The organism is Halobacillus karajensis (genome assembly GCF_900108515.1).
Classification (GTDB): domain Bacteria; phylum Bacillota; class Bacilli; order Bacillales; family Halobacillaceae; genus Halobacillus; species Halobacillus karajensis.
In genome coordinates this window covers 61,419-80,546 of sequence record NZ_FNWW01000002.1, presented here as the reverse complement: position 1 = coordinate 80,546, position 19,128 = coordinate 61,419, and the positions used below count along the sequence as shown (strand labels likewise).

Annotated in this window: 18 protein-coding genes and 1 other annotated feature; of the genes, 2 read left to right on the top strand and 16 right to left on the bottom strand. The window is 40.6% G+C overall.

Features of this window, described 5'->3' with window-relative positions; genetic code table 11:
• Nucleotide 1: 1 nt before the first annotated feature.
• The 6 genes from radC to BLW54_RS05325 all read right to left on the bottom strand — a co-directional run bounded on the left by radC (nucleotide 2) and on the right by BLW54_RS05325 (nucleotide 7,765).
• Nucleotides 2-586 carry a RadC family protein gene (gene radC / locus BLW54_RS05350; protein ID WP_035509814.1) on the bottom strand — a complete coding sequence of 195 codons (585 nt, stop codon included), beginning with the start codon at nucleotides 584-586 and terminating at the stop codon, nucleotides 2-4.
• Nucleotides 587-618: 32 nt separating this feature from the next.
• The gene (locus BLW54_RS05345; protein ID WP_035509428.1) at nucleotides 619-1,185 is read right to left on the bottom strand and encodes a Maf family protein; all 567 of its coding nucleotides are present in this window, start codon (nucleotides 1,183-1,185) and stop codon (nucleotides 619-621) included.
• A 163-nt stretch (nucleotides 1,186-1,348) separates the two neighbouring features.
• Nucleotides 1,349-2,161 (bottom strand): SPOR domain-containing protein, encoded by an 813-nt coding sequence (locus BLW54_RS05340; RefSeq protein ID WP_035509430.1) that lies wholly within the window; start codon nucleotides 2,159-2,161, stop codon nucleotides 1,349-1,351.
• A gap of 255 nt (nucleotides 2,162-2,416) precedes the next feature.
• Nucleotides 2,417-3,175 (bottom strand): prepilin peptidase, encoded by a 759-nt coding sequence (locus BLW54_RS05335; protein WP_074733411.1) that lies wholly within the window; start codon nucleotides 3,173-3,175, stop codon nucleotides 2,417-2,419.
• Nucleotides 3,176-3,784: 609 nt separating this feature from the next.
• On the bottom strand, nucleotides 3,785-5,065 hold the full coding sequence (locus BLW54_RS05330; protein ID WP_074733410.1) for a bifunctional folylpolyglutamate synthase/dihydrofolate synthase: 1,281 nt from the start codon (nucleotides 5,063-5,065) through the stop codon (nucleotides 3,785-3,787).
• Between the two features lie 57 nt (nucleotides 5,066-5,122).
• Nucleotides 5,123-7,765: a valine--tRNA ligase gene (locus tag BLW54_RS05325; RefSeq protein WP_035509439.1), complete on the bottom strand. Its 2,643-nt coding sequence runs from the start codon at nucleotides 7,763-7,765 to the stop codon at nucleotides 5,123-5,125.
• 55 nt (nucleotides 7,766-7,820) lie between these two features.
• Nucleotides 7,821-8,047: a binding site (T-box leader), on the bottom strand.
• Between the two features lie 135 nt (nucleotides 8,048-8,182).
• On the opposite strand from BLW54_RS05325, the gene BLW54_RS05320 reads away from it, so the two are divergent.
• Entirely contained in the window at nucleotides 8,183-8,371 is a 189-nt protein-coding gene (locus BLW54_RS05320; protein WP_035509441.1) for a YszA family small membrane protein, read from the top strand.
• Here BLW54_RS05320 and BLW54_RS05315 read toward each other — a convergent pair.
• The 7 genes from BLW54_RS05315 to hemA all read right to left on the bottom strand — a co-directional run bounded on the left by BLW54_RS05315 (nucleotide 8,368) and on the right by hemA (nucleotide 15,855).
• Nucleotides 8,368-9,366, bottom strand: coding sequence for a LysM peptidoglycan-binding domain-containing protein (locus tag BLW54_RS05315; RefSeq protein WP_035509444.1), 999 nt, complete (start codon nucleotides 9,364-9,366; stop codon nucleotides 8,368-8,370). The two genes, BLW54_RS05320 and BLW54_RS05315, sit on opposite strands and share 4 nt — an antisense overlap.
• A 265-nt stretch (nucleotides 9,367-9,631) precedes the next feature.
• A complete protein-coding gene (gene hemL, locus BLW54_RS05310) occupies nucleotides 9,632-10,918 on the bottom strand; it encodes a glutamate-1-semialdehyde 2,1-aminomutase (protein WP_035509446.1) in 1,287 nt (428 codons plus the stop codon).
• Nucleotides 10,919-10,949: 31 nt separating this feature from the next.
• Nucleotides 10,950-11,927 (bottom strand): porphobilinogen synthase, encoded by a 978-nt coding sequence (hemB, locus tag BLW54_RS05305; RefSeq protein ID WP_035509448.1) that lies wholly within the window; start codon nucleotides 11,925-11,927, stop codon nucleotides 10,950-10,952.
• Between the two features lie 2 nt (nucleotides 11,928-11,929).
• The gene (locus BLW54_RS05300) at nucleotides 11,930-12,703 is read right to left on the bottom strand and encodes a uroporphyrinogen-III synthase (protein ID WP_035509450.1); all 774 of its coding nucleotides are present in this window, start codon (nucleotides 12,701-12,703) and stop codon (nucleotides 11,930-11,932) included.
• Complete coding sequence (hemC, locus tag BLW54_RS05295) at nucleotides 12,703-13,632, bottom strand: hydroxymethylbilane synthase (protein WP_035509451.1); 930 nt, start codon at nucleotides 13,630-13,632, stop codon at nucleotides 12,703-12,705. The genes BLW54_RS05300 and hemC overlap by 1 nt, the downstream gene beginning before the upstream one ends.
• Before the next feature lie 18 nt (nucleotides 13,633-13,650).
• Nucleotides 13,651-14,469, bottom strand: a complete 819-nt coding sequence (locus BLW54_RS05290; RefSeq protein WP_035509453.1) for a cytochrome c biogenesis protein — start codon at nucleotides 14,467-14,469, stop codon at nucleotides 13,651-13,653.
• 12 nt (nucleotides 14,470-14,481) lie between these two features.
• The gene (gene hemA, locus BLW54_RS05285; protein ID WP_035509454.1) at nucleotides 14,482-15,855 is read right to left on the bottom strand and encodes a glutamyl-tRNA reductase; all 1,374 of its coding nucleotides are present in this window, start codon (nucleotides 15,853-15,855) and stop codon (nucleotides 14,482-14,484) included.
• A gap of 252 nt (nucleotides 15,856-16,107) precedes the next feature.
• Here hemA and BLW54_RS05280 point away from each other — a divergent pair, with 252 nt between their 5' ends.
• Entirely contained in the window at nucleotides 16,108-16,587 is a 480-nt protein-coding gene (locus BLW54_RS05280; protein ID WP_035509456.1) for a LiaF transmembrane domain-containing protein, read from the top strand.
• Between the two features lie 104 nt (nucleotides 16,588-16,691).
• Here BLW54_RS05280 and BLW54_RS05275 read toward each other — a convergent pair whose 3' ends face one another.
• The 3 genes from BLW54_RS05275 to BLW54_RS05265 form a co-directional block, all read right to left on the bottom strand.
• Nucleotides 16,692-17,414, bottom strand: coding sequence for an amino acid ABC transporter ATP-binding protein (locus BLW54_RS05275; RefSeq protein ID WP_167358791.1), 723 nt, complete (start codon nucleotides 17,412-17,414; stop codon nucleotides 16,692-16,694).
• Between the two features lie 30 nt (nucleotides 17,415-17,444).
• The gene (locus tag BLW54_RS05270; protein WP_139254108.1) at nucleotides 17,445-18,110 is read right to left on the bottom strand and encodes an amino acid ABC transporter permease; all 666 of its coding nucleotides are present in this window, start codon (nucleotides 18,108-18,110) and stop codon (nucleotides 17,445-17,447) included.
• 82 nt (nucleotides 18,111-18,192) lie between these two features.
• Nucleotides 18,193-19,023, bottom strand: a complete 831-nt coding sequence (locus BLW54_RS05265) for a transporter substrate-binding domain-containing protein (RefSeq protein ID WP_035509458.1) — start codon at nucleotides 19,021-19,023, stop codon at nucleotides 18,193-18,195.
• Nucleotides 19,024-19,128: the final 105 nt, after the last annotated feature.

Genomic DNA, 19,128 nt, shown 5'->3' with positions numbered 1-19,128 from the left:
ATTACGCACCTTGCAGGCGCACTCCTGACGGGTGATTGTGGGCACAAATGATGGAGGCAGCGGACCGTTTAACGGCTTCCCTGTACACTTCACGGGGATGGACGATAGAAGCATTCAGGCTTCCAATAAATATGGTTTGTCGATGGAGGACTTGATTTTTTGTATTCAAAAACAAGCAAATAAAATGCTCCTGCTTTAAATCTCTCATTTCTTCCATAATAAAATCTGCTCCGTCTTCCGGACTGCGGATCATGTAACGTTCTACAGGTTTCATTTTTTGCATACGCTTGCCCATTTCGATCGCAGCCAAGAGTAACACGGCTTTTGCTGTCCCAATTCCTCTGATCGCCGTCAATTCTTCCACGGTTGCATCCTTTAGCAGCATAATTCCTTCAAAATGAACAAGTAAGCGATTGGACAGTTCCATAACTGATTCCCGTTTCGTACCACTTCCCAATAAAATAGATAAAAGTTCCTGATTTGATAACTGGGAAGCCCCCAGTTCAATCAGGCGCTCCCTAGGTCGATCCTGCATTGGGACATCTTTAATCATTATACTGGTTTGATTCAATGGTTTAATTCGCATCCTTTCCTTCCAAATCCCCATGGCAAAAGGAATCAACTGCCAACAATACCAAACGTCTTAAGTTCTCGTACTACACGTGCTAGCGGAAGCCCTACCACACTATAATAATCTCCATGGATCTTCTCCACAAAGAGGGCTCCCTTTCCTTGAATACCATAAGATCCGGCCTTATCCCAAACCTCCCCTGTCTCGATATAATCGTCAATTTCATCATCTGTTAATGGAAAAAAGGTCACGTCAGTAAGGACAAAAAATTCTTTTTGTTCTTCCACCGTGCTTATACACACCCCTGTATAAACTTGGTGCGTCCTTCCACTCAAGCGTTTTAAGTGATTTCTTGCTTCTTGAAGGTCTGCAGGTTTTCCAAGGATCTCATTATCTTGAACCACCACCGTATCAGAGGTGAGCAACACTTCATTCTCCTTTAAGGAAATGGCTTCTGCTTTAAACCTTGCCAAATAAAGTACAGCTTCATCCGGAGACAGCGTCTTCTCCATTATTTCTTCTGCTCTAGATGGGCGGACTTCAAAATCATACCCTGCTAGATGCAACAGATCCTTTCTTCTTGGAGACTGAGAACCTAAAATTAAGCGTTTCATTCTTGGCAACATCCTTTCCATACATGGGGTTATCTTTATATTACTAGAATTCACAGAATTAAAGAGTATAGTAAAAATAAATTTTATAATAGAAAAAACATTAAAAAAAGGAGCATTCCTAATAGGAATCCCCTTTTTCACCTTGAACATGCTCCCATTCTCCTTATTCAAGTGATTGAGCAACTTTAAGCCAATTAATATTGGAATCATCCTGGGACTCCCAATCTGTCAATACCTTACCGAGAGTTGTGTCATTTCCCACTTTTTCAATGAAGCCCTGTCTCTCGTTCTCTGACAATTTTCCCAGCTCATGTGATTGTAAGGATGTGATCAATTCCTCCGGTACTTCTTTTTCAATTGTTACAGCAAATGGCTTCACATATGTTTCTATACTTTTTTCCGCCAATCGATCAGCAATTACATTAGCTTCCTTTTTACTATTCGCACTTCCGACAAACAAAAAATATTGACCGTCTCGCTGCCAAATAACGGAAGGAACGAGCAAAGCGGTCAATTTACTACGCCACTCCTTTGCTTTACCTTCAGTGGAAAAAGCCCCCGCTTGAACAATATAACTATCCAAAGTTTGAGGGGTCCCACTCGGTAATTCAGTACCCTGTTCATCATTGTTACTAGCTGTAGCTTCAGAATTAACTGGGTCCCCCGTTACTTGGGAAGTTTGACTACTGGCATCTGTTTGATCAGTTAAAGATACAAACATACGCAACAGTAGAAATCCCAGACCTAAACTAATAATCAAAGCAGTTAATGCCGTAGCGAGGAAAGGTCTTACCGGTGATGAAAATCGCTTCATTTTTTTAAGAGGAATTTGATATACTCGAGTTTCATGGCGGTCCCCTTTTTTATCTTCCTCCACCGCAGCCGCTTGTTCCTTCTGGGTACGGACAACTTCGTTTTTTGTTTCCTGTTGATCTTCATTACGGAATGAAATTGAGATTTTGTTTTTGGAATCCATGGATTAATCACTCCTGCAAGGTTTGTCCCAACCCTATCACAGGTGGGTTAAAAACAACGCAGAAATTTGTCAGTACCACTTCGACAATTTCAGCTATAGGGCTGATCTCCTTTTACTTCTTTCTAAGTTTATTCCACTCGCTATTTTCTTCAGATCACCATCCCATAAGGATGAGAAAAACAGAAAACTCTTTGAATATAATACTCCGAACATAAAATGTAATATTTCCCTAAATCTCATATACAATTTTCTTATTTAAAAATAAAAGGCTTCAAAATAAAAGGTCAGCATAGAATTCCCAAAAAGATAACTAACCATTGATCCGCCTACAATCGATGGACCAAAAGGGAAGGGGTCTTTTCTACCAATTACCTTAAAAATGAGTAAACTAAAACTAATGACCGTACCTAAAATTACTGCTAAAAAGAATGTCAATAGAGTAAGGTTCATTCCTAAAAGAATCCCTAATGTACCTAAGAGCTTCATATCTCCTGCCCCGATGCCTCCCTTACTGATAAAAATAATGAGGAAAATCAATCCAAAACCTGTAACCGCCCCTAAAATAGAATCGTACCAAGGGTTTAGAGGATAAATAAAACGATAAACCACAAAAAACAAACCAAAAAATAGTAAAAGCCGATTTGGAATGACCATGTATTTCAAATCGCTGACAGATACAATCACAGCTAGGGATATAAGAGAACAAGCCCCTATAAATACGGAAGATAACCCCAATCTTAAGTACGCTAATAAAAACAGGATACCTGTCAGAAATTCAACGAGTAGATAAGTATAGGATATATTCTTGGCACAGTGTCTGCATTTGCCTCTGGATAGAAAATAAGATAGCAAAGGGATTAAATCTCTAGCTTGGAGAAGGGTTAAACAATGGGGACAATAGGATCTGGAGATCGCGAAAGGGAGGTTTTTAGGTAATCGCAGCCCTACAACGTTGTAAAAGGAGCCTAAAATCGTGCCCGTAAAGAAAACATACATGGAAATAATAATGTTCATCTATTTTTCTCCTTTTATTAGAATTGAAAAGAAATTCAGTAAGTGGCCGCTGAAGTATGATCGATAATTTCTCTTCACAAAAACCTGGACTTCCTCCCTTCTTTTATTTCAGTAGAATAAACAAGATGTCCTAGACAAATGGTGGCCAAATAATAATATTGTTACTTTAAGACTTCTACGTCAGCAACGGACTAAAGACAGCTCAACAATAAAGCAATCCTTGCAAATAAGACTCGATTCATTTCTCTATAGCCAGCCACTCTATCTTTTCCTTTTACTCGGTCAGCGGTCATCCTGATGAATTAAATCCAGGGGCCTCTTCACAAGGCCCAAGATTATGTAGCCAAATTCGATATGTGGTCGTAAGATGCAACGGAAAAGAAGAACACATCGCTCAACTAATCCATGACGATAAATTCTCTTAACTACAGGGGTGGCCCTTGAAATCAGAAAATAAAACCTAGAGGCAAAGCAATTGTCCACACCATACATCCTGGCAATTTCTTTTGGTTCATCATCCTGCCACCCCGGTCTAATGACCTACCTCCTATCGATACTTTGTGACCGTGAAAATGTTTAGACCGTTAATATATTACCACGTTTTCCATTTTATTCAAAATATTTTCTTGCTTCTGATATAAAGTAAAGAGATCCTGTAATAAGTAAGAGTCCATCATTTCCAACAACACGCGAGGCTTCAATGATGGCTGCTTGATAATCTTCCATAGCAAATGTCTTCCTTATATTTGAATATCCAGCAAGATCCTCTGCCTTTAAAGCTCTAGGAAAATCAAAAGTAGTCATATAAGCAATATCCACGATTTCTTCCAACTGCCCCATCATTTTACTTACAGGTTTATCTTCCAAAGCCGCATAAACGAGAACAATTTTCCTATCTCCATAATGACGCTTCACCGTATCTACAAGTGCTTGCGTGCCCTCTTCATTATGAGCGCCATCTATAATCGTTAAAGGTGTTTTCCTTACTTCTTCAAACCTTGCCGGCCAAACGGTGCTGGCTATCCCTTCTCCATATAAACGTCGATCCATTTCGGTTCCCCTAGCATTCAAAACTTCAGAAGCTTGAATGGCTATAGAAGAATTCTCCACTTGATGCTTGCCTTTCATCCTGCTTAAAAGTTCTGAAGACTGAAATTCAGGATTGGAAAAAGTAAATACTTCTCCTTCTTCGCTACTACGTTTATGCTGAATATTAAAGTCTTTTCCTAACACATATATTTCTGCATCACATTCTTTAGACTTATCACTAATTACCCTCTTTGCTTCCATCTGGTGAACTCCTGTAATAACAGGAATTGTATCCTTAATAATGCCGGCCTTCTCCTCGGCAATCTCTTCAACAGTGGAACCAAGAATGTTCATATGGTCATGACCAATATTCGTAATAATCGAAAGAACAGGGGTGATAATGTTAGTTGAATCATACTTACCTCCAAGTCCTGTTTCTAGCAAGACAAAATCCAACCGGCTTTCTGAAAAATAGATCATAGCCATCGCGGTGATCAATTCAAATTCAGTCGGTTCTCCTAATGGGGTATAGCTTAATTCTTCAGCCAATGGTTTAATTCTGCTCACAAGATCAGCCATAACTTCATCATCGATAGGCTCTCCATTTATACTGATACGTTCATTAAATTTTTTTATATAAGGAGAAGTGAATGTACCTACTGATAACCCTTGTTTCTCTAGGATATGTCTGAGAAATGAGACAGTGGATCCTTTTCCATTTGTCCCTGCGATATGAACAGCGTTAATTTTCCTTTCCGGGTGGTTCAGACGTTCCATCATCCAATCCATACGTTTCAACCCAGGTTTCACTTTGAATTTCTCTCTAGAGTGAATCCAGTTAATAGCTTCTTCGTAATTCATTTCTTTTCCCTCTTTTCAAAAAAGGAGAGTACTCCGTAGAATACCCTCCTTCACACTTTATGCTTTTAACTCTTTAATCCGCTCTTCCACTTTGGAGCGCTTATCAAGATAATCCGTTTCTTTCTTACGTTCTTCCTCAACTACATGTTCAGGCGCTTTATTTACAAAACCTTCATTAGCCAGCTTCTTCTGAACACGCGTTACTTCTTGATCCCACTTCTTCCATTCGTTTTCAAGGCGTTTAATTTCATCTTCAATATTGATTAAACCGGCCAGTGGAAGGTACAATTCTGCTCCTGTCACTACTGCAGACATTGCTTTTTCAGGGACTTTCAATTTTTCTGCAATCGTCAATTCGCTTGGATTGCAAAACCTCTCAAGGTAATGACGGTTCTTTTCAAGTTCATTGACTACCTCTTCATCTTTCGTTTGAATTAACAATTGGATTTCCTTAGACATTGGTGTATCAACTTCCGCCCGGATGTTTCGAACAGAACGGATGATGGATACTAAGCGGTTCATTTCCTCGACCGCTTGTTCATTATGGAAGTGCTCTTTTACAACCGGCCAAGATGCCTGTGTAATAGACTCTCCTTCATGTGGGAGATGCTGCCAAATTTCTTCTGTAATGAATGGCATAAATGGATGAAGCATACGCATGGTTTGATCTAATGTATAGGCTAGGACCGATCGTGTGGTATGAATCCTCGCTTCATCATCCCCATATAACGGTAATTTTGCCATTTCAATATACCAGTCACAGAAATCATCCCAAATGAAATTGTAAAGATGACGACCTGCTTCTCCAAATTCATATCTATCAATATTCGTAGTTACTTGTTCAATTGTTTGGTTCAGACGAGTCAAAATCCACAGATCAGCCACAGATTTCTCTCCACTAATATCAATATCCTCATACTTCAAGTCTCCCATATTCATGAGAGCGAAACGGGAGGCATTCCATATCTTGTTGGCAAAGTTCCATGTTGACTCTACTTTTTCCCAATGGAAACGCAAATCCTGTCCCGGAGAAGAACCTGTGGATAAGAAGTAACGCAGAGAGTCTGCCCCGTACTTATCAATCACATCCATTGGATCAACACCGTTACCAAGGGATTTACTCATCTTACGTCCATCAGCATCGCGGACCAAACCGTGGATGAGAACATCTTTAAACGGCCGCTCATTTGTGAATTCAAGAGATTGGAAGATCATCCGGCTTACCCAGAAACCAATGATGTCATATCCAGTAACGAGTACGTTAGTTGGAAAATAGCGTTTATAATCATCGCTTTCTTCATCCGGCCAGCCCATTGTAGAAAAAGGCCATAGAGCAGATGAGAACCATGTATCAAGCACATCCTCCTCCTGTTTCCAGTTTTCAGAGTCTTTCGGTGCTTCTTTGCCTACATATACTTCTCCTGTCTCTTTATGGTACCAAGCAGGAATCCGGTGCCCCCACCATAGTTGCCGGGAAATACACCAATCTCTTGTGTTTTCCATCCAGTGTAAGTAAGGTTTTTCAAAGCGATCAGGAACGAATTGGACTTGATTGTCCCCTTTTTGTAAATCAATGGAGGCCTCTGCCAATGGTTTCATATCCACAAACCATTGTGTGGATAGATAGGGCTCTACTACCGCGCCGCTTCGTTCAGAATGACCGACGGAATGCATATGCTCTTCAATTTCAAAAAGAACTCCTTCCTCTTGAAGGTCTTTAACAATCTGTTTACGACATTCAAAACGGTCCATATCTTTATATTGACCTGCATTTTCATTCATCGTCCCATCTTCATTCATAACAAGAATGCGGGCAAGATCATGACGGTTTCCAATCTCAAAGTCGTTCGGGTCATGGGCAGGAGTGATTTTTACAGCGCCAGAACCAAATTCCATATCGACATAGTCATCAGCCACAATTTCGATTTCTCTGCCCACAATTGGAAGGATAACTTTTTTACCGATCAGGTGCTTGTATCGTTCATCTTCTGGATGAACAGCAACAGCTGAATCCCCCAGCATTGTCTCCGGACGGGTGGTGGCGATTTCAATAGTACCTTCTTCATCCTTTAATGGGTAACGCATATGGTAAAACGCACCCTGTACGTCCTTATATTCTACTTCAATATCTGATAAAGCCGTCTGTGTTGCCGGGTCCCAGTTTATTATATATTCACCACGGTAAATTAAACCTTTTTCATATAATGTTACAAAAACTTCTTTAACCGCATCAGAAAGTCCATTATCAAGGGTAAAACGTTCCCGGGAGTAATCGAGTCCTAAGCCAAGCTTTTCCCACTGAGCTCGAATGAATTTAGCATATTCGTGTTTCCATTCCCAAGCTTTATCTAGAAATTTTTCACGTCCTAAATCATGACGTGACAGCCCTTCTTCACGCAGTTTAGCGTCTACTTTCGCTTGTGTAGCAATTCCCGCATGATCCATTCCTGGAAGCCACAGCACATCATACCCCTGCATTCGCTTCACGCGAGTAAGTATATCCTGCAGAGTCGTATCCCATGCGTGTCCTAGGTGCAGCTTACCCGTAACGTTTGGAGGTGGAATAACAATTGTATAGGGTTCCTTATTTTTATCCCCTGTTGCTTCAAAAAATTTACCATCTACCCAGTACTGATACCGGTCTTTTTCAACAGCTGCCGGATCATACTTTGTAGGCATCGAAAGATCTTTTTGATCCATTTCGATCTTCCTCCTTCTATTCACTTTATCTAAAAATAAAATCCCTTTCCATCCAACAAAGGACGAAAAGGGATTATTTTCCGTGGTACCACCTTAATTTACAGGAAGACATTCCTGTACACTCAAAATAAATAACGGCTTCTAACCGGCTTCTCCTACTTAAAGTTCAAAGAAGCTGCATCAAGGGGGACCTTCCATTAACAGGGTTCCTAGAAAACTCTCAGCAAATGTTTTCCTCTCTGAAGGATTTGTTCATGTACTCTTCCCTATCTAAGCATTTCACGTATATAGACTATATTACATATTGTATATAGAAAAGACGTGTTTAGTCAACTATGTCCAAAAAAAAAAGCGAAAGCCCCTGGTTCATTTTCAGGAGCTCCCCTTCATCCTATCCTATAGAAGAGAGGTGACATCATGAGCCGTCTCTATCGTTACCGACTGCCTCCTTGGTGTAGAACGTGGCTTAATGTCATTGAAAAATCCATGCTTCCCATTGTGATTTTCCAAGCCATAAGAACAATTATTTTCCCGACCACCTTAGACATTTTCCTCCTCGGTTTAGTCCTGGGTATCTTTCTTGCTTTTAAATATAAATGGATTTAATTCGGTATATAGACGATCTGCCCAGGAGAGACATCATCTTTATAATCATTAACTCGTTCTAATTGTTTCACAGAGACATCATACTTTTCCGCAATTGACGAAAGCGTTTCTTCTTCCTGGGCAATATACATTTTCATTTGTGTGTACGTGTCTTCTCTATTTGGGAACAAGTGTTTAAATATTTGTTTGATTCCGTCCATGCCTCCAGGGGCCTGTGCACTCTCGTCGCTGGACTGTTCTCCATTTGATTCTTCTACATCATCCACGCTAACATCACCCCAATTCACGCTGCTGTCATACGAAGGTTCCTCAGGGAGTTTTTTAACCTCCTGTTCCTGACCAAAAAACTCAGGAAAACTCTGCGATTTCTTATAAAACCATCGCCCATCATCTTCTGATTTTTCATTCTGCTCATCATTCTCATTATTATCATCATCAAGTCGAAAGATCGGTACCTCTCTCTCAGGGAAAACAGGAGATTCTTTTGGATCTCCTTGTTCTGGAAAATTAACAGGTCCCACCTGAGCCGTCTCATCGAATGCAGGCTCATTTGATGCTTCTTGCTGTTTTTCTTCTACACCATTAATATTTACATGGGCATGAAGGCGAAGCTGACGGTTGGCCGGGAGCTCATAATCAAAGCTTTCAATATCAATCAAAACATCTTCTAAACTGGATATTCTCTCCAGAGGAACGGTTATATCTACAGGGAAAGCGTGAGAGAAAGTATGCAAACCGTCGTCTGAAGGCTCGACTTGATCCATAACACGCATAGACGGAGATAAAGGGCTTTCGTCTTGAGCATCCTCGGACCCAGTTGGAATATACTCCCCAGCAAGATCCACAGTCCCTTTCATCTTTACTTCATCGCCAAGTTCTTCAATAGTGATCTCTGGCTCCAAAGATATACCAAGTAATTCACGTACGCCCTGTCCTTCCTTAAACCATATGGATTCATCTAAATAAAAAGAAAATACATTTTGTTTATTCTGCAAAGTTTGGTCCCCTCCCTAAGGTTAAACACTATTCTCTACTAACACCTTATGCGGGAGTTAGGGTATTATACATGGAGAAACACGGACGTACAGCAGCAAGAGAACATGGCTTCTCCTAAAAGTGGGTTACAGACATCAAGTGGAAATTCTTATCGATGGTGTTAAAACGCCAGGGAGTGAATCCAATCATTTCTCAGGAAATGATTTTAAAATCTCCTAATCAATAACAAAAGCGCATGAGAAAGGCTCATGCGCTTCATCTTTTTTATTTAATTTTAGAGAAAACTCGATCAGCAGCTTGAATGGTTTTCTCAATATCTTCATCCGTATGTTTAACAGATAAAAACAATCCTTCAAACTGAGATGGTGGCAAATAAATCCCTTCTTGGATCATTCCTTGAAAGTAACGTGTGAACAATTCTAGGTCTGATTGATTGGCCGTTTCAAAATTCGTGACAGGTTCATTCGTAAAGAAGAAACCAACCATGGAACCGGCACGATTAACGGTCAATGGAATTCCATGTGTTTCAGCTGCATTTAAGTAGCCTTCTATTAGACGATCTACCTTTTTATTAATGGACGCATACGCCTCTTTAGTCATGGCAGAAATTGTTTCAAACCCTGCTGTCATTGCAAGTGGGTTTCCTGAGAGAGTACCTGCTTGGTAGATATCACCAACAGGGGCTACTCGTTCCATAATGTCTCGCTTTCCACCATACGCGCCAACAGGAAGACCACCGCCAATAACTTTCCCTAGACAAGTCATATCAGGTGTCACACCAAAATGTCCTTGTGCACTATGGTAACCAACCCGGAAGCCTGTCATCACTTCATCAAAGATAAGAACTGTGCCATTATTCTCAGTCAAAGTTCTTAACTCCTGCAAGAATCCTTCATTGGGCGGAACGACACCCATATTGCCAGAAACCGGCTCAATAATAACTGCAGCCAGATCATCGCCAAACTGCTCAAATACATACTTTACGCTCTCCAAGTCATTATATGGGACGGTAATTGTATTCTGAGCAATGGATTCAGGTACACCCGGGGAATCTGGCAACCCTAATGTAGCTACCCCAGATCCAGCTTTAATTAATAATGAATCCCCATGACCATGATAGTTTCCTTCAAATTTCAGAATCTTGTCCCGCCCTGTATAACCACGGGCAACTCGCAAGGCACTCATGGTTGCTTCTGTTCCAGAATTAACCATACGAAGCATTTCAATTGATGGGACGCGTTCTTTAACGAGCGCTGCCAATTGATTCTCGACTTTTGTAGGAGCACCAAAACTTGTACCGTTAGCTGTCACTTCAGTAAGTGCTTTCGTTACTTGTTCATCGGCATGTCCGAGAATCAAAGGTCCGAAGCTCAGTACATAATCGATGTAAGAGTTCCCATCCATATCATACAGTTTCGAGCCTTCTCCTTTTTCCATGAAAATCGGATCCATATTAACGGATTTAAACGCTCGTACAGGTGAATTCACTCCCCCTGGCATTAAATTGACTGCCTCCTTATATGCTTGTTGAGACTGTTCATATTTTTTCATTACCGACACCCTTTCTATCATTCACCTCTGACTATTGGTTCAGCCATTTAGCTGCATCTTTAGCAAAATAAGTAATAATAAGGTCTGCACCTGCTCGCTTCATCGAAGTCAATTTTTCAAGAACGATTTCTTCTTCATTCACCCAACCGTTTTGTGCCGCAGCCTTGATCATTGAATATTCTCCGCTGACATTATAAGCGACAAGCGGTAAATGAAATCTATCTTTAACTTCTCTTATAATATCCAAGTAGGATAAGGCCGGTTTTACAATGAGAAAATCTGCTCCTTCTTCTACATCAGACTCCGCTTCCCTTAGAGCCTCAAGACGGTTGGAAGGGTCCATTTGATAAGCTCGTCGATCTCCAAATTGCGGAGAACTATGCGCTGCATCACGGAAAGGACCATAAAAAGAAGAAGCATATTTCACAGCGTAGGACATAACAGGGATATGACTGTAACCCGCTTCATCCAGACCGCGGCGAATAGCTGCAACAAAACCATCCATCATATTGGATGGGGCAATTACATCTGCCCCTGCTTCTGCCTGGGTAACAGCTGTTTTTGTAATATAAGTAAGGGACTCATCATTTGCTATATCTCCATCACGAACAATACCGCAATGACCATGATCGGTAAATTGACAAAGACAAGTATCTGCAATCACAGCCAAAGAAGGAACTTCTTCTTTAATTTGACGAATTGCCCGTTGCACGATCCCCTCTTCATGGTACGCTTGGCTTCCAACATCATCTTTCTCTGCAGGTACACCAAATACAATAACAGATTTTATACCCAAGTTTACGAGTTCTTCCATCTCTTCCGTTAAATAATCAAGAGAAACTTGATGGACTCCAGGCATGGAGGCTACTGGATTCTTTATTTTCTCTCCTTCGACGACAAAAATCGGATAGATTAAATCTTCTGTACGCAGGTATGTCTCTCTAACAAGCGCTCTTATGGATTCCGTCCGCCGCAGGCGACGGTGACGTTTGAATTGAATATCTTTCATCCTTATCTTTTCCCTTCATTAGAAAAATAGTGAATCATCTGGTTGAACATATGGTTCATGGTATATTGATCAGGCACATGAATGTGACGGAACCCATGTTCTTTTGCAGTTTTTGCAGTAGTTGGTCCTATACAGAAGCAAGGGATATCAAGACCTTTTTCTTTGATGTCTTTTACTATAATCATGTAGGCATGGACAATGGATGGACTCGTAAAGGTTAAGGCGTCCAAGCTATGCTCCTCCACCCATTGGATGATATCATCCTTTGTCTCTTTCACCAGTAGCGTATCATATACGGTCATGGATTGGAAAAATACACCCTTATCTTTAAATATATCGGGTAATACATCACGTGAACGGTTGCCTCGTATGTAGAGAATCATCCCTGGATCAGGATGGATATCAAAAAACTCCTCTCCCATTGTAGAAGCCCTATACCTTGATGGGATAAAGTCTGCTTGATAACCAAATCTTTTTAAAGCACGCTCTGTTTTAGATCCGACAATCGCAAACTTCAAACCTTTAGGAAGTGAGACATTTTTTCTTTTTAAAAGCTTGAAAAAAAACTTCACGCCATTGGCGCTAGTTAGAAACACCCAAGAATAGTCGTGAAGTCTGTTAAGAATACCCTCATGTGATTCTGAGGCATTCAATTGAAAGTTCAGAAGGGGAGTGTGATAAGGCACTCCGCCTTCCTCTTCTATTTTCTTAATCAATGGATTCGCTTGGGACTTGCTTCTCGTAACGAGAATACGTTTCCCTTGCAATGCTATCATTACTGGTCATACTCCTCTTTAGCATGATCAACAATCTCCTGTGCCCCCCGGGCTTTCAAACGGTCAGCAGCTTCTTTTCCAACTTCAATTGGATCTGTTCCTGCCACCGTTTCATGCAGAATCGTCTGACCATCAGGTGTACCAACCAAAGCGGTCAATACAATTTCTTCACCTTTACGGTAAGCATAACCACCAATTGGAACTTGACACCCGCCATTTAAATCATGGAGAAACTTCCGTTCACATGCCACTGTAGTTTCCGTATATTCATGGTTTAACTTCTCAAGAAAGCCTCGTAGCTCTGAATCATTTTCCCGACATTGAATGGCGAGGGCGCCTTGTCCGACCGCTGGAACACATACCTCAGGCTCCAAGTATTCTGTGACCACATCATCATCCCATCCCATGCGTTTCAGTCCAGCTGCTGCAAGCACAATGGCATCATAGTCTTCATCCTTCAATTTGCGAAGGCGTGTGTCGATATTTCCGCGAATCCATTTAATCTCAACATCTGGACGAACAGCTTTAATTTGAGATCCACGTCTTAGACTGCTTGTTCCAATTACAGCTCCTTCAGGGAGATCCTTAAGGCTTACATTCCCATTTGAAACAAAGGCATCCCTGTGATCCTCACGAATTGGAACGGCTGCTACCATTAAGCCTTCGGCAACAACAGCAGGCATATCTTTCATACTGTGGACAGCCATATCTATTTCACCATCATACATAGCCTGTTCAATCTCTTTGATGAAAAGTCCTTTCCCGCCAACTTTAGAAAGTGTAACGTCCACAATACGATCTCCTTTCGTGGAAATCCGCTTTATCTCAAAATCATAGGATGAATCAATCTGCTTCAACTGGTCGATCACCCACTCTGTTTGAGTAATAGCTAAGTTACTTTTGCGTGAGCCAATTACGATTTTTCTCACAACATTTCCTCCTCGTCACTAAAAATGAAAGTTAGATAAAGATCCAAATAAAAAGAAATTAATCAGTAGAAACAGAAAGGCTCCTGCGTTGAAGATTGATATCGTTCTCCCTTGATAACCTTTTACTACCCTCAAAGTTAAATAAACAACGTAAACAACTAAAACGAGCAGTGAACCTAATGTTTTAGAATCATACCAGTAAAAAGTGGCTGTCGAGACATATCCCCAGACAACTCCGAGAATAATAGCTATTAATAAAAGAGGAACGCCTAGAATGATGGCCACATATGAGAAGTGATCAAGCTTCGTCAGATCGCCCAATCGGAATAGTTTCGCATCCCATCTTTTTTTCTTTAACAATCGATACTGAAGTAAATACATGATAGAAAATATAAAGGATAAGGTGAAAAATCCATATGAAATAATAGCTAAACTAATATGAATAACGAGGAGTTCATCAACAAGAGCTACTCCACGGTTTTCGAGCACGGTTTGAGCCCTGGTCGATAAATGAATAATCATAATCAAAAAGCCGACCACATTAGTGAAAAACACGAGAAAATCCATCCTGAACAGTCGGTTGATAATGAGTGAAAACGTTACGAGAATCCAAGTATAAAAATATAATCCGTCATAAACGGTCATGATCGGAAAATCTTCTTTTATAAACACTTGGGTTAACAAGAAAAATGTCTGTAAAACCCAGACCATACTAAGTAACCAGAAGGCGGTTACGTTTGCCTTCCGGTTATTTTGTACAAAGTCGATGAAGTATCCAACAAGACTAAGTCCATAAAGGAATAGGATAAGTTCGTACACCCATTTGAATTCAAGCATTTAACTTCCACCTTATGAGTGGGCTACAGGGCTGATGATAGAGACCTGGTCATGTGCCTCTGAACTGTGCTTCACCTTAGCGCTGTTCTTTTTTTCTTGTTCTTCCGCTTCTTTCTTAACCTGCTCTTCAATACCGAAAATTTGCGTGAATAGTTGGAGCGTTTCCTCTGAGTCAGGTTGTGCCGCCATTTCTTTGGCCTGAGAGATCGGCTCTTTCAACATTTGATTAATAATACTTTTGGTATGTTTGTTCAATACCTTACGTTCACGATCAGACAACTCAGGCATTTTTCGTTCAATACTTTTCATAGTTTCTGCCTGAATATGAAGAGCTTTTGAACGGAGGGCAGAAATAACAGGTACCACACCAATTGTCTGCAACCACTGTTTAAAGGCAACGATTTCTGCTTCAATCATAACTTCAATTTCTTCCGCCGCTTGTTTGCGAAGGGCCAGATTGGCATCCACGATGCCTTGAAGATCGTCAATATCATATAAAAATACACTTTCCAACGTTTCCATTGCGGGGTCCAAATCTCTTGGAACAGCGATGTCTACAAAAAATAACGGCTTCCCTTTCCGCGATTTGTGGATGGGTTCCATCTTTTCTTTCGTAATGACGTATTCTGTAGCTCCTGTTGAACTGATAACGATATCCGCATCTGCTAATATCGTGTCCAGCTCGTCCATCGTCCGCGCTTGACCATTAAACTGAGCTGCTACAGTTTGAGCCTTAGATAAGGTGCGGTTGACGACTGACACTTTCCGTACACCAGAACCGTGAAGGTTTTTCGCAGCCAGTTCCCCCATTTTACCAGCACCTAAAATGACAATATGCTTATGGACAAGGTCACCGAAAATTTTACGTGCAAGTTCAACAGCAGCATAACTTACAGAGACTGCGTTTTCCCCTATTTCAGTTTCCTTATGAGCTTTTTTGGCCATGGTAACAGCCTGTCTAAACAATTGATTGAAAATTGTTCCTGTTGTACCTGCTTCCTGCGCCTGTAAAAAAGACTGCTTCATCTGCCCAAGAATTTGTGTTTCTCCAAGCACCATGGAATCAAGCCCTGATGTCACACGTAAAAGGTGCTCGATGGCCCCGTCTGTTTCATAAATGGAAAGAAATGGAGAAAATTCCTCTTTGGCCACATCAAACCATTCAGCTAAAAACTGTTTAATATAATAGCGCCCCGTATGAATTTGATCCACCACTGCATATATTTCCGTCCGATTGCATGTAGAAATAATCACATTCTCCAGAACACTTTTTTGAGTATTAAGGTGCTGCATCGCTTCTGTAAGTTGATTCTCAGAAAATGTGAGCTTCTCGCGGATTTCCACAGGGGCTGTTTTGTAATTAAGACCGACAGCTAAAATGTGCATTTCATTTCTACCCCCATTAAACGTTCATATCTAATCACATATCCGTTATTATAGCACAAAAACCCGTTCATTTTTCATTCGAATTATGAACAGATTTTGAATCCTTATGATAGGATAAGATTACGTTCAAAATAAAAATCACAACGGCTTATTTATAAGAAATCTAAATTATAATCCGTTTGTAATATACCAAAACCCACCGTTAATCGCAAGGATCCGACATTATATAAGATAGAAAAGGATGAGATCGTCTTGAACAAACAAAATTCTTTAGTAGGCTTTTTATTAATTGGAATCGGTATTTATTTTTTTATACGCCATCTCAATATACCCGAACTGGCCCCTTTTTACTCATGGCCCGCGCTTGTATCTATTATTGGCTTGGCTTTTTTGTTACATAGCTATTGGGCAAAAGATCATTCTACATTGTTTACCGGTATCATAATCGCCGGGTTTGGCTTTCACTTTTTAGCCATCAAGCATATGCCTTTTTGGGAAGACCATTGGGGGATCTACCTGATCATTATAGGGGCAGCATTTCTTTTTCATTATAAAAAAGCGAAAAAAGGGTTAGTTCCAGCTCTGTCCTTGTTAGGGATCGGGCTTTTTGCCCTGTTTGCTCCTACAAATCCAGATTGGTTTCAATGGATACAGGAAATTTTCCTGTTGATCGAGCGCTTTTGGCCGCTTGTCCTCATTATTTTCGGAGTCTATTTATTGAATAAAAAATAACAGAATTTTCTTCTTAATCTCCATACACAAGCACCCTGTAAAGCAAACATTTTATTGTTCTGCTTTACAGGGTGCTTTTTTCAGAATCTGAAGTTTATGAAAGTCTATAAAATGGAACTCAAGAATGCTTGCGTTCGTTCTTCTTTAGGATTTTCAAAAAGATCTTTAGGTGCTCCTGTTTCAACAATTTTCCCGTCGTGCATATAGACTACTCGATCCGCTACTTCTCGGGCAAAGCCCATTTCATGGGTCACAACCACCATTGTCATCCCTTCTTGTGCCAGGTCCTTCATCGTGGCAAGAACTTCACCAACGAGTTCAGGGTCAAGAGCTGATGTCGGTTCATCAAAAAGCATGATTTCGGGTTTCATAGCAAGTGCCCTAGCAATAGCCACTCTCTGTTTTTGCCCGCCCGAAAGCCTTGAAGGATAGTCATTCGCCTTGTTTCCGAGGCCAACTTTCTCTAAAAGCTCTTGACCATCTTTTTTCGCCTGGGCTTTAGAGACACCCTTAACTTGGGTTGGCGCTTCAATCACATTTCCCAGAACAGTCATATGAGGGAAGAGGTTAAAATGTTGAAACACCATTCCTACCTGCTGACGAACTTGGTTTAAATTATCTTTTTTGGGGTCGATTTGCTTTCCTTTAATATAAACCTCTCCGCTGTTTTTCATTTCAAGGAAATTCAAACAGCGAAGCATCGTACTTTTCCCTGACCCACTAGCTCCAATCAATACAACTACTTCACTTTCTTCTACTTGAAAATCAATATCTTTCAATACATGAAGATCACCAAAAGACTTATTTAATTTATTTACTTCGATCATTTTATCTGACAATTTGTGTTTCCTCCTCTGTTAGTCACTCACAGCCATTTTTTTCTCTATTGCACTGACAACAAGAGTCAGTAGGAAGACGAGAATTAAATACCATACCGCACTTACGAGTAACCAGGTCATGTAGTCGAACGTATTGGCCCCTTGCGTGGTTGCAACCGCAAAGATCTCCGAAACGCCAATAAAGGCAGCCAAAGATGAATCTTTCAAACCAATAATAAACTGATTCCCTAAAGGAGGCAATGCACGTCTGAATGCTTGCGGCAAAATAACCCGGCGCATGGTTAAATTTCCACTCATTCCAAGTGAACGCCCAGCTTCCGTCTGGCCTTTTCCAATTGACTGAATCGCCCCCCGGAAAATCTCTGCAATATAAGCCCCATTGTGAAATGCGAGCCCAAGGGCAACTGACCAAAAACCGCTAATCATCCAAATCTCTGTTAACCCATAATAAAAGACAAAAATCTGTACAATTAAAGGGGTTCCCCTTACTACATATATATAAATATTTGCAAGCCATTCCAGTGGTTTGATTTTAGAAATTTTCATAAAAGCGAACAAAAGGCCGATGAAAATGGCAATTAGTATAGAAACCGCTGTAAGAGCAAGCGTCATTTGAGCCGCTTCAAAAAAGATTCCTCTGCTATCAATAAGTGCTGTCCAAAAGTTTGCAGAATACAAATACAATTCATCTCAACTCCTCTATAATGTCAAAAAGAGTACGCTCATTGCGCACTCTTTTTGACTTCGGTTATTTACTGAAAATTTATTACTCCGGCAGGGTCGTGATATCTTCTCCGAAGTACTCTTCACTAATTTCAGCAAGGGTTCCATCTTCACGAAGTGTTTCTAGAGCTGCATTGATTTCTTCAAGCAAAGCTTCGTTCTCTTTAGATACAGCCACAGCTTGTTCACTGCGTTCAATCATTTCTTTCGCTTCAATTTCCAGCCCTTCCCCAGAAGCTTCTTTACCAGTAAGAAAGTCTGTAATTACAGCATCATGACGACCTTTCGCAAGAGATTGTAAGGCTACAACATCACTATCATACGTTTTAATATTATCGGTTACTTCTTCAGCATACGTACTATACGTAGACCCTTTAGAAAGAGCAACTTCTAATCCCTCAAGATCTTCTAATGTTTCAACATCACTGTCCGGACGAGTGAAAATTTGTGCGCCGGAATAATAATAAGGAGTAGAAAAATCTACTTCTTGTTGGCGCTCTTCTGTTATCGTATGACTAGCAACCGCTGCATCAAAACGATTTGTCTTTACACCCTCCACAATACTTGCGAATTTCTGTTTCTGAGGATTTGGCTCCAACCCAAGCTCTTCGGCGATGGCATGAGCAACATCAATATCAAATCCTGTCATTTCCCCACTGGCATCGGTCATACTGAACGGGCGGAATTCACCGGAAGCCGCAAACGTAAATTTCCCCTCTTCTACCAGGTCATATTCTGTTTCCTCTGCTGAATCATTGGAATCACTTTCATTACTATCTCCTGATGTGCCTTCACTTTCTTCACTGCTGCCACATGCAGCAAGTGTAATTAGCATGATGGTACTCAGAGCAATCAAAAGTAAATACTTTTTCATAACCAAAAATCCTCCCCTTCAACAATTTGTCATCTTTCTGTAATATAGGCGATACTTTAAATTATATCTATTTATCTAACAATTCCCAAAATTAAAAAAGGATGA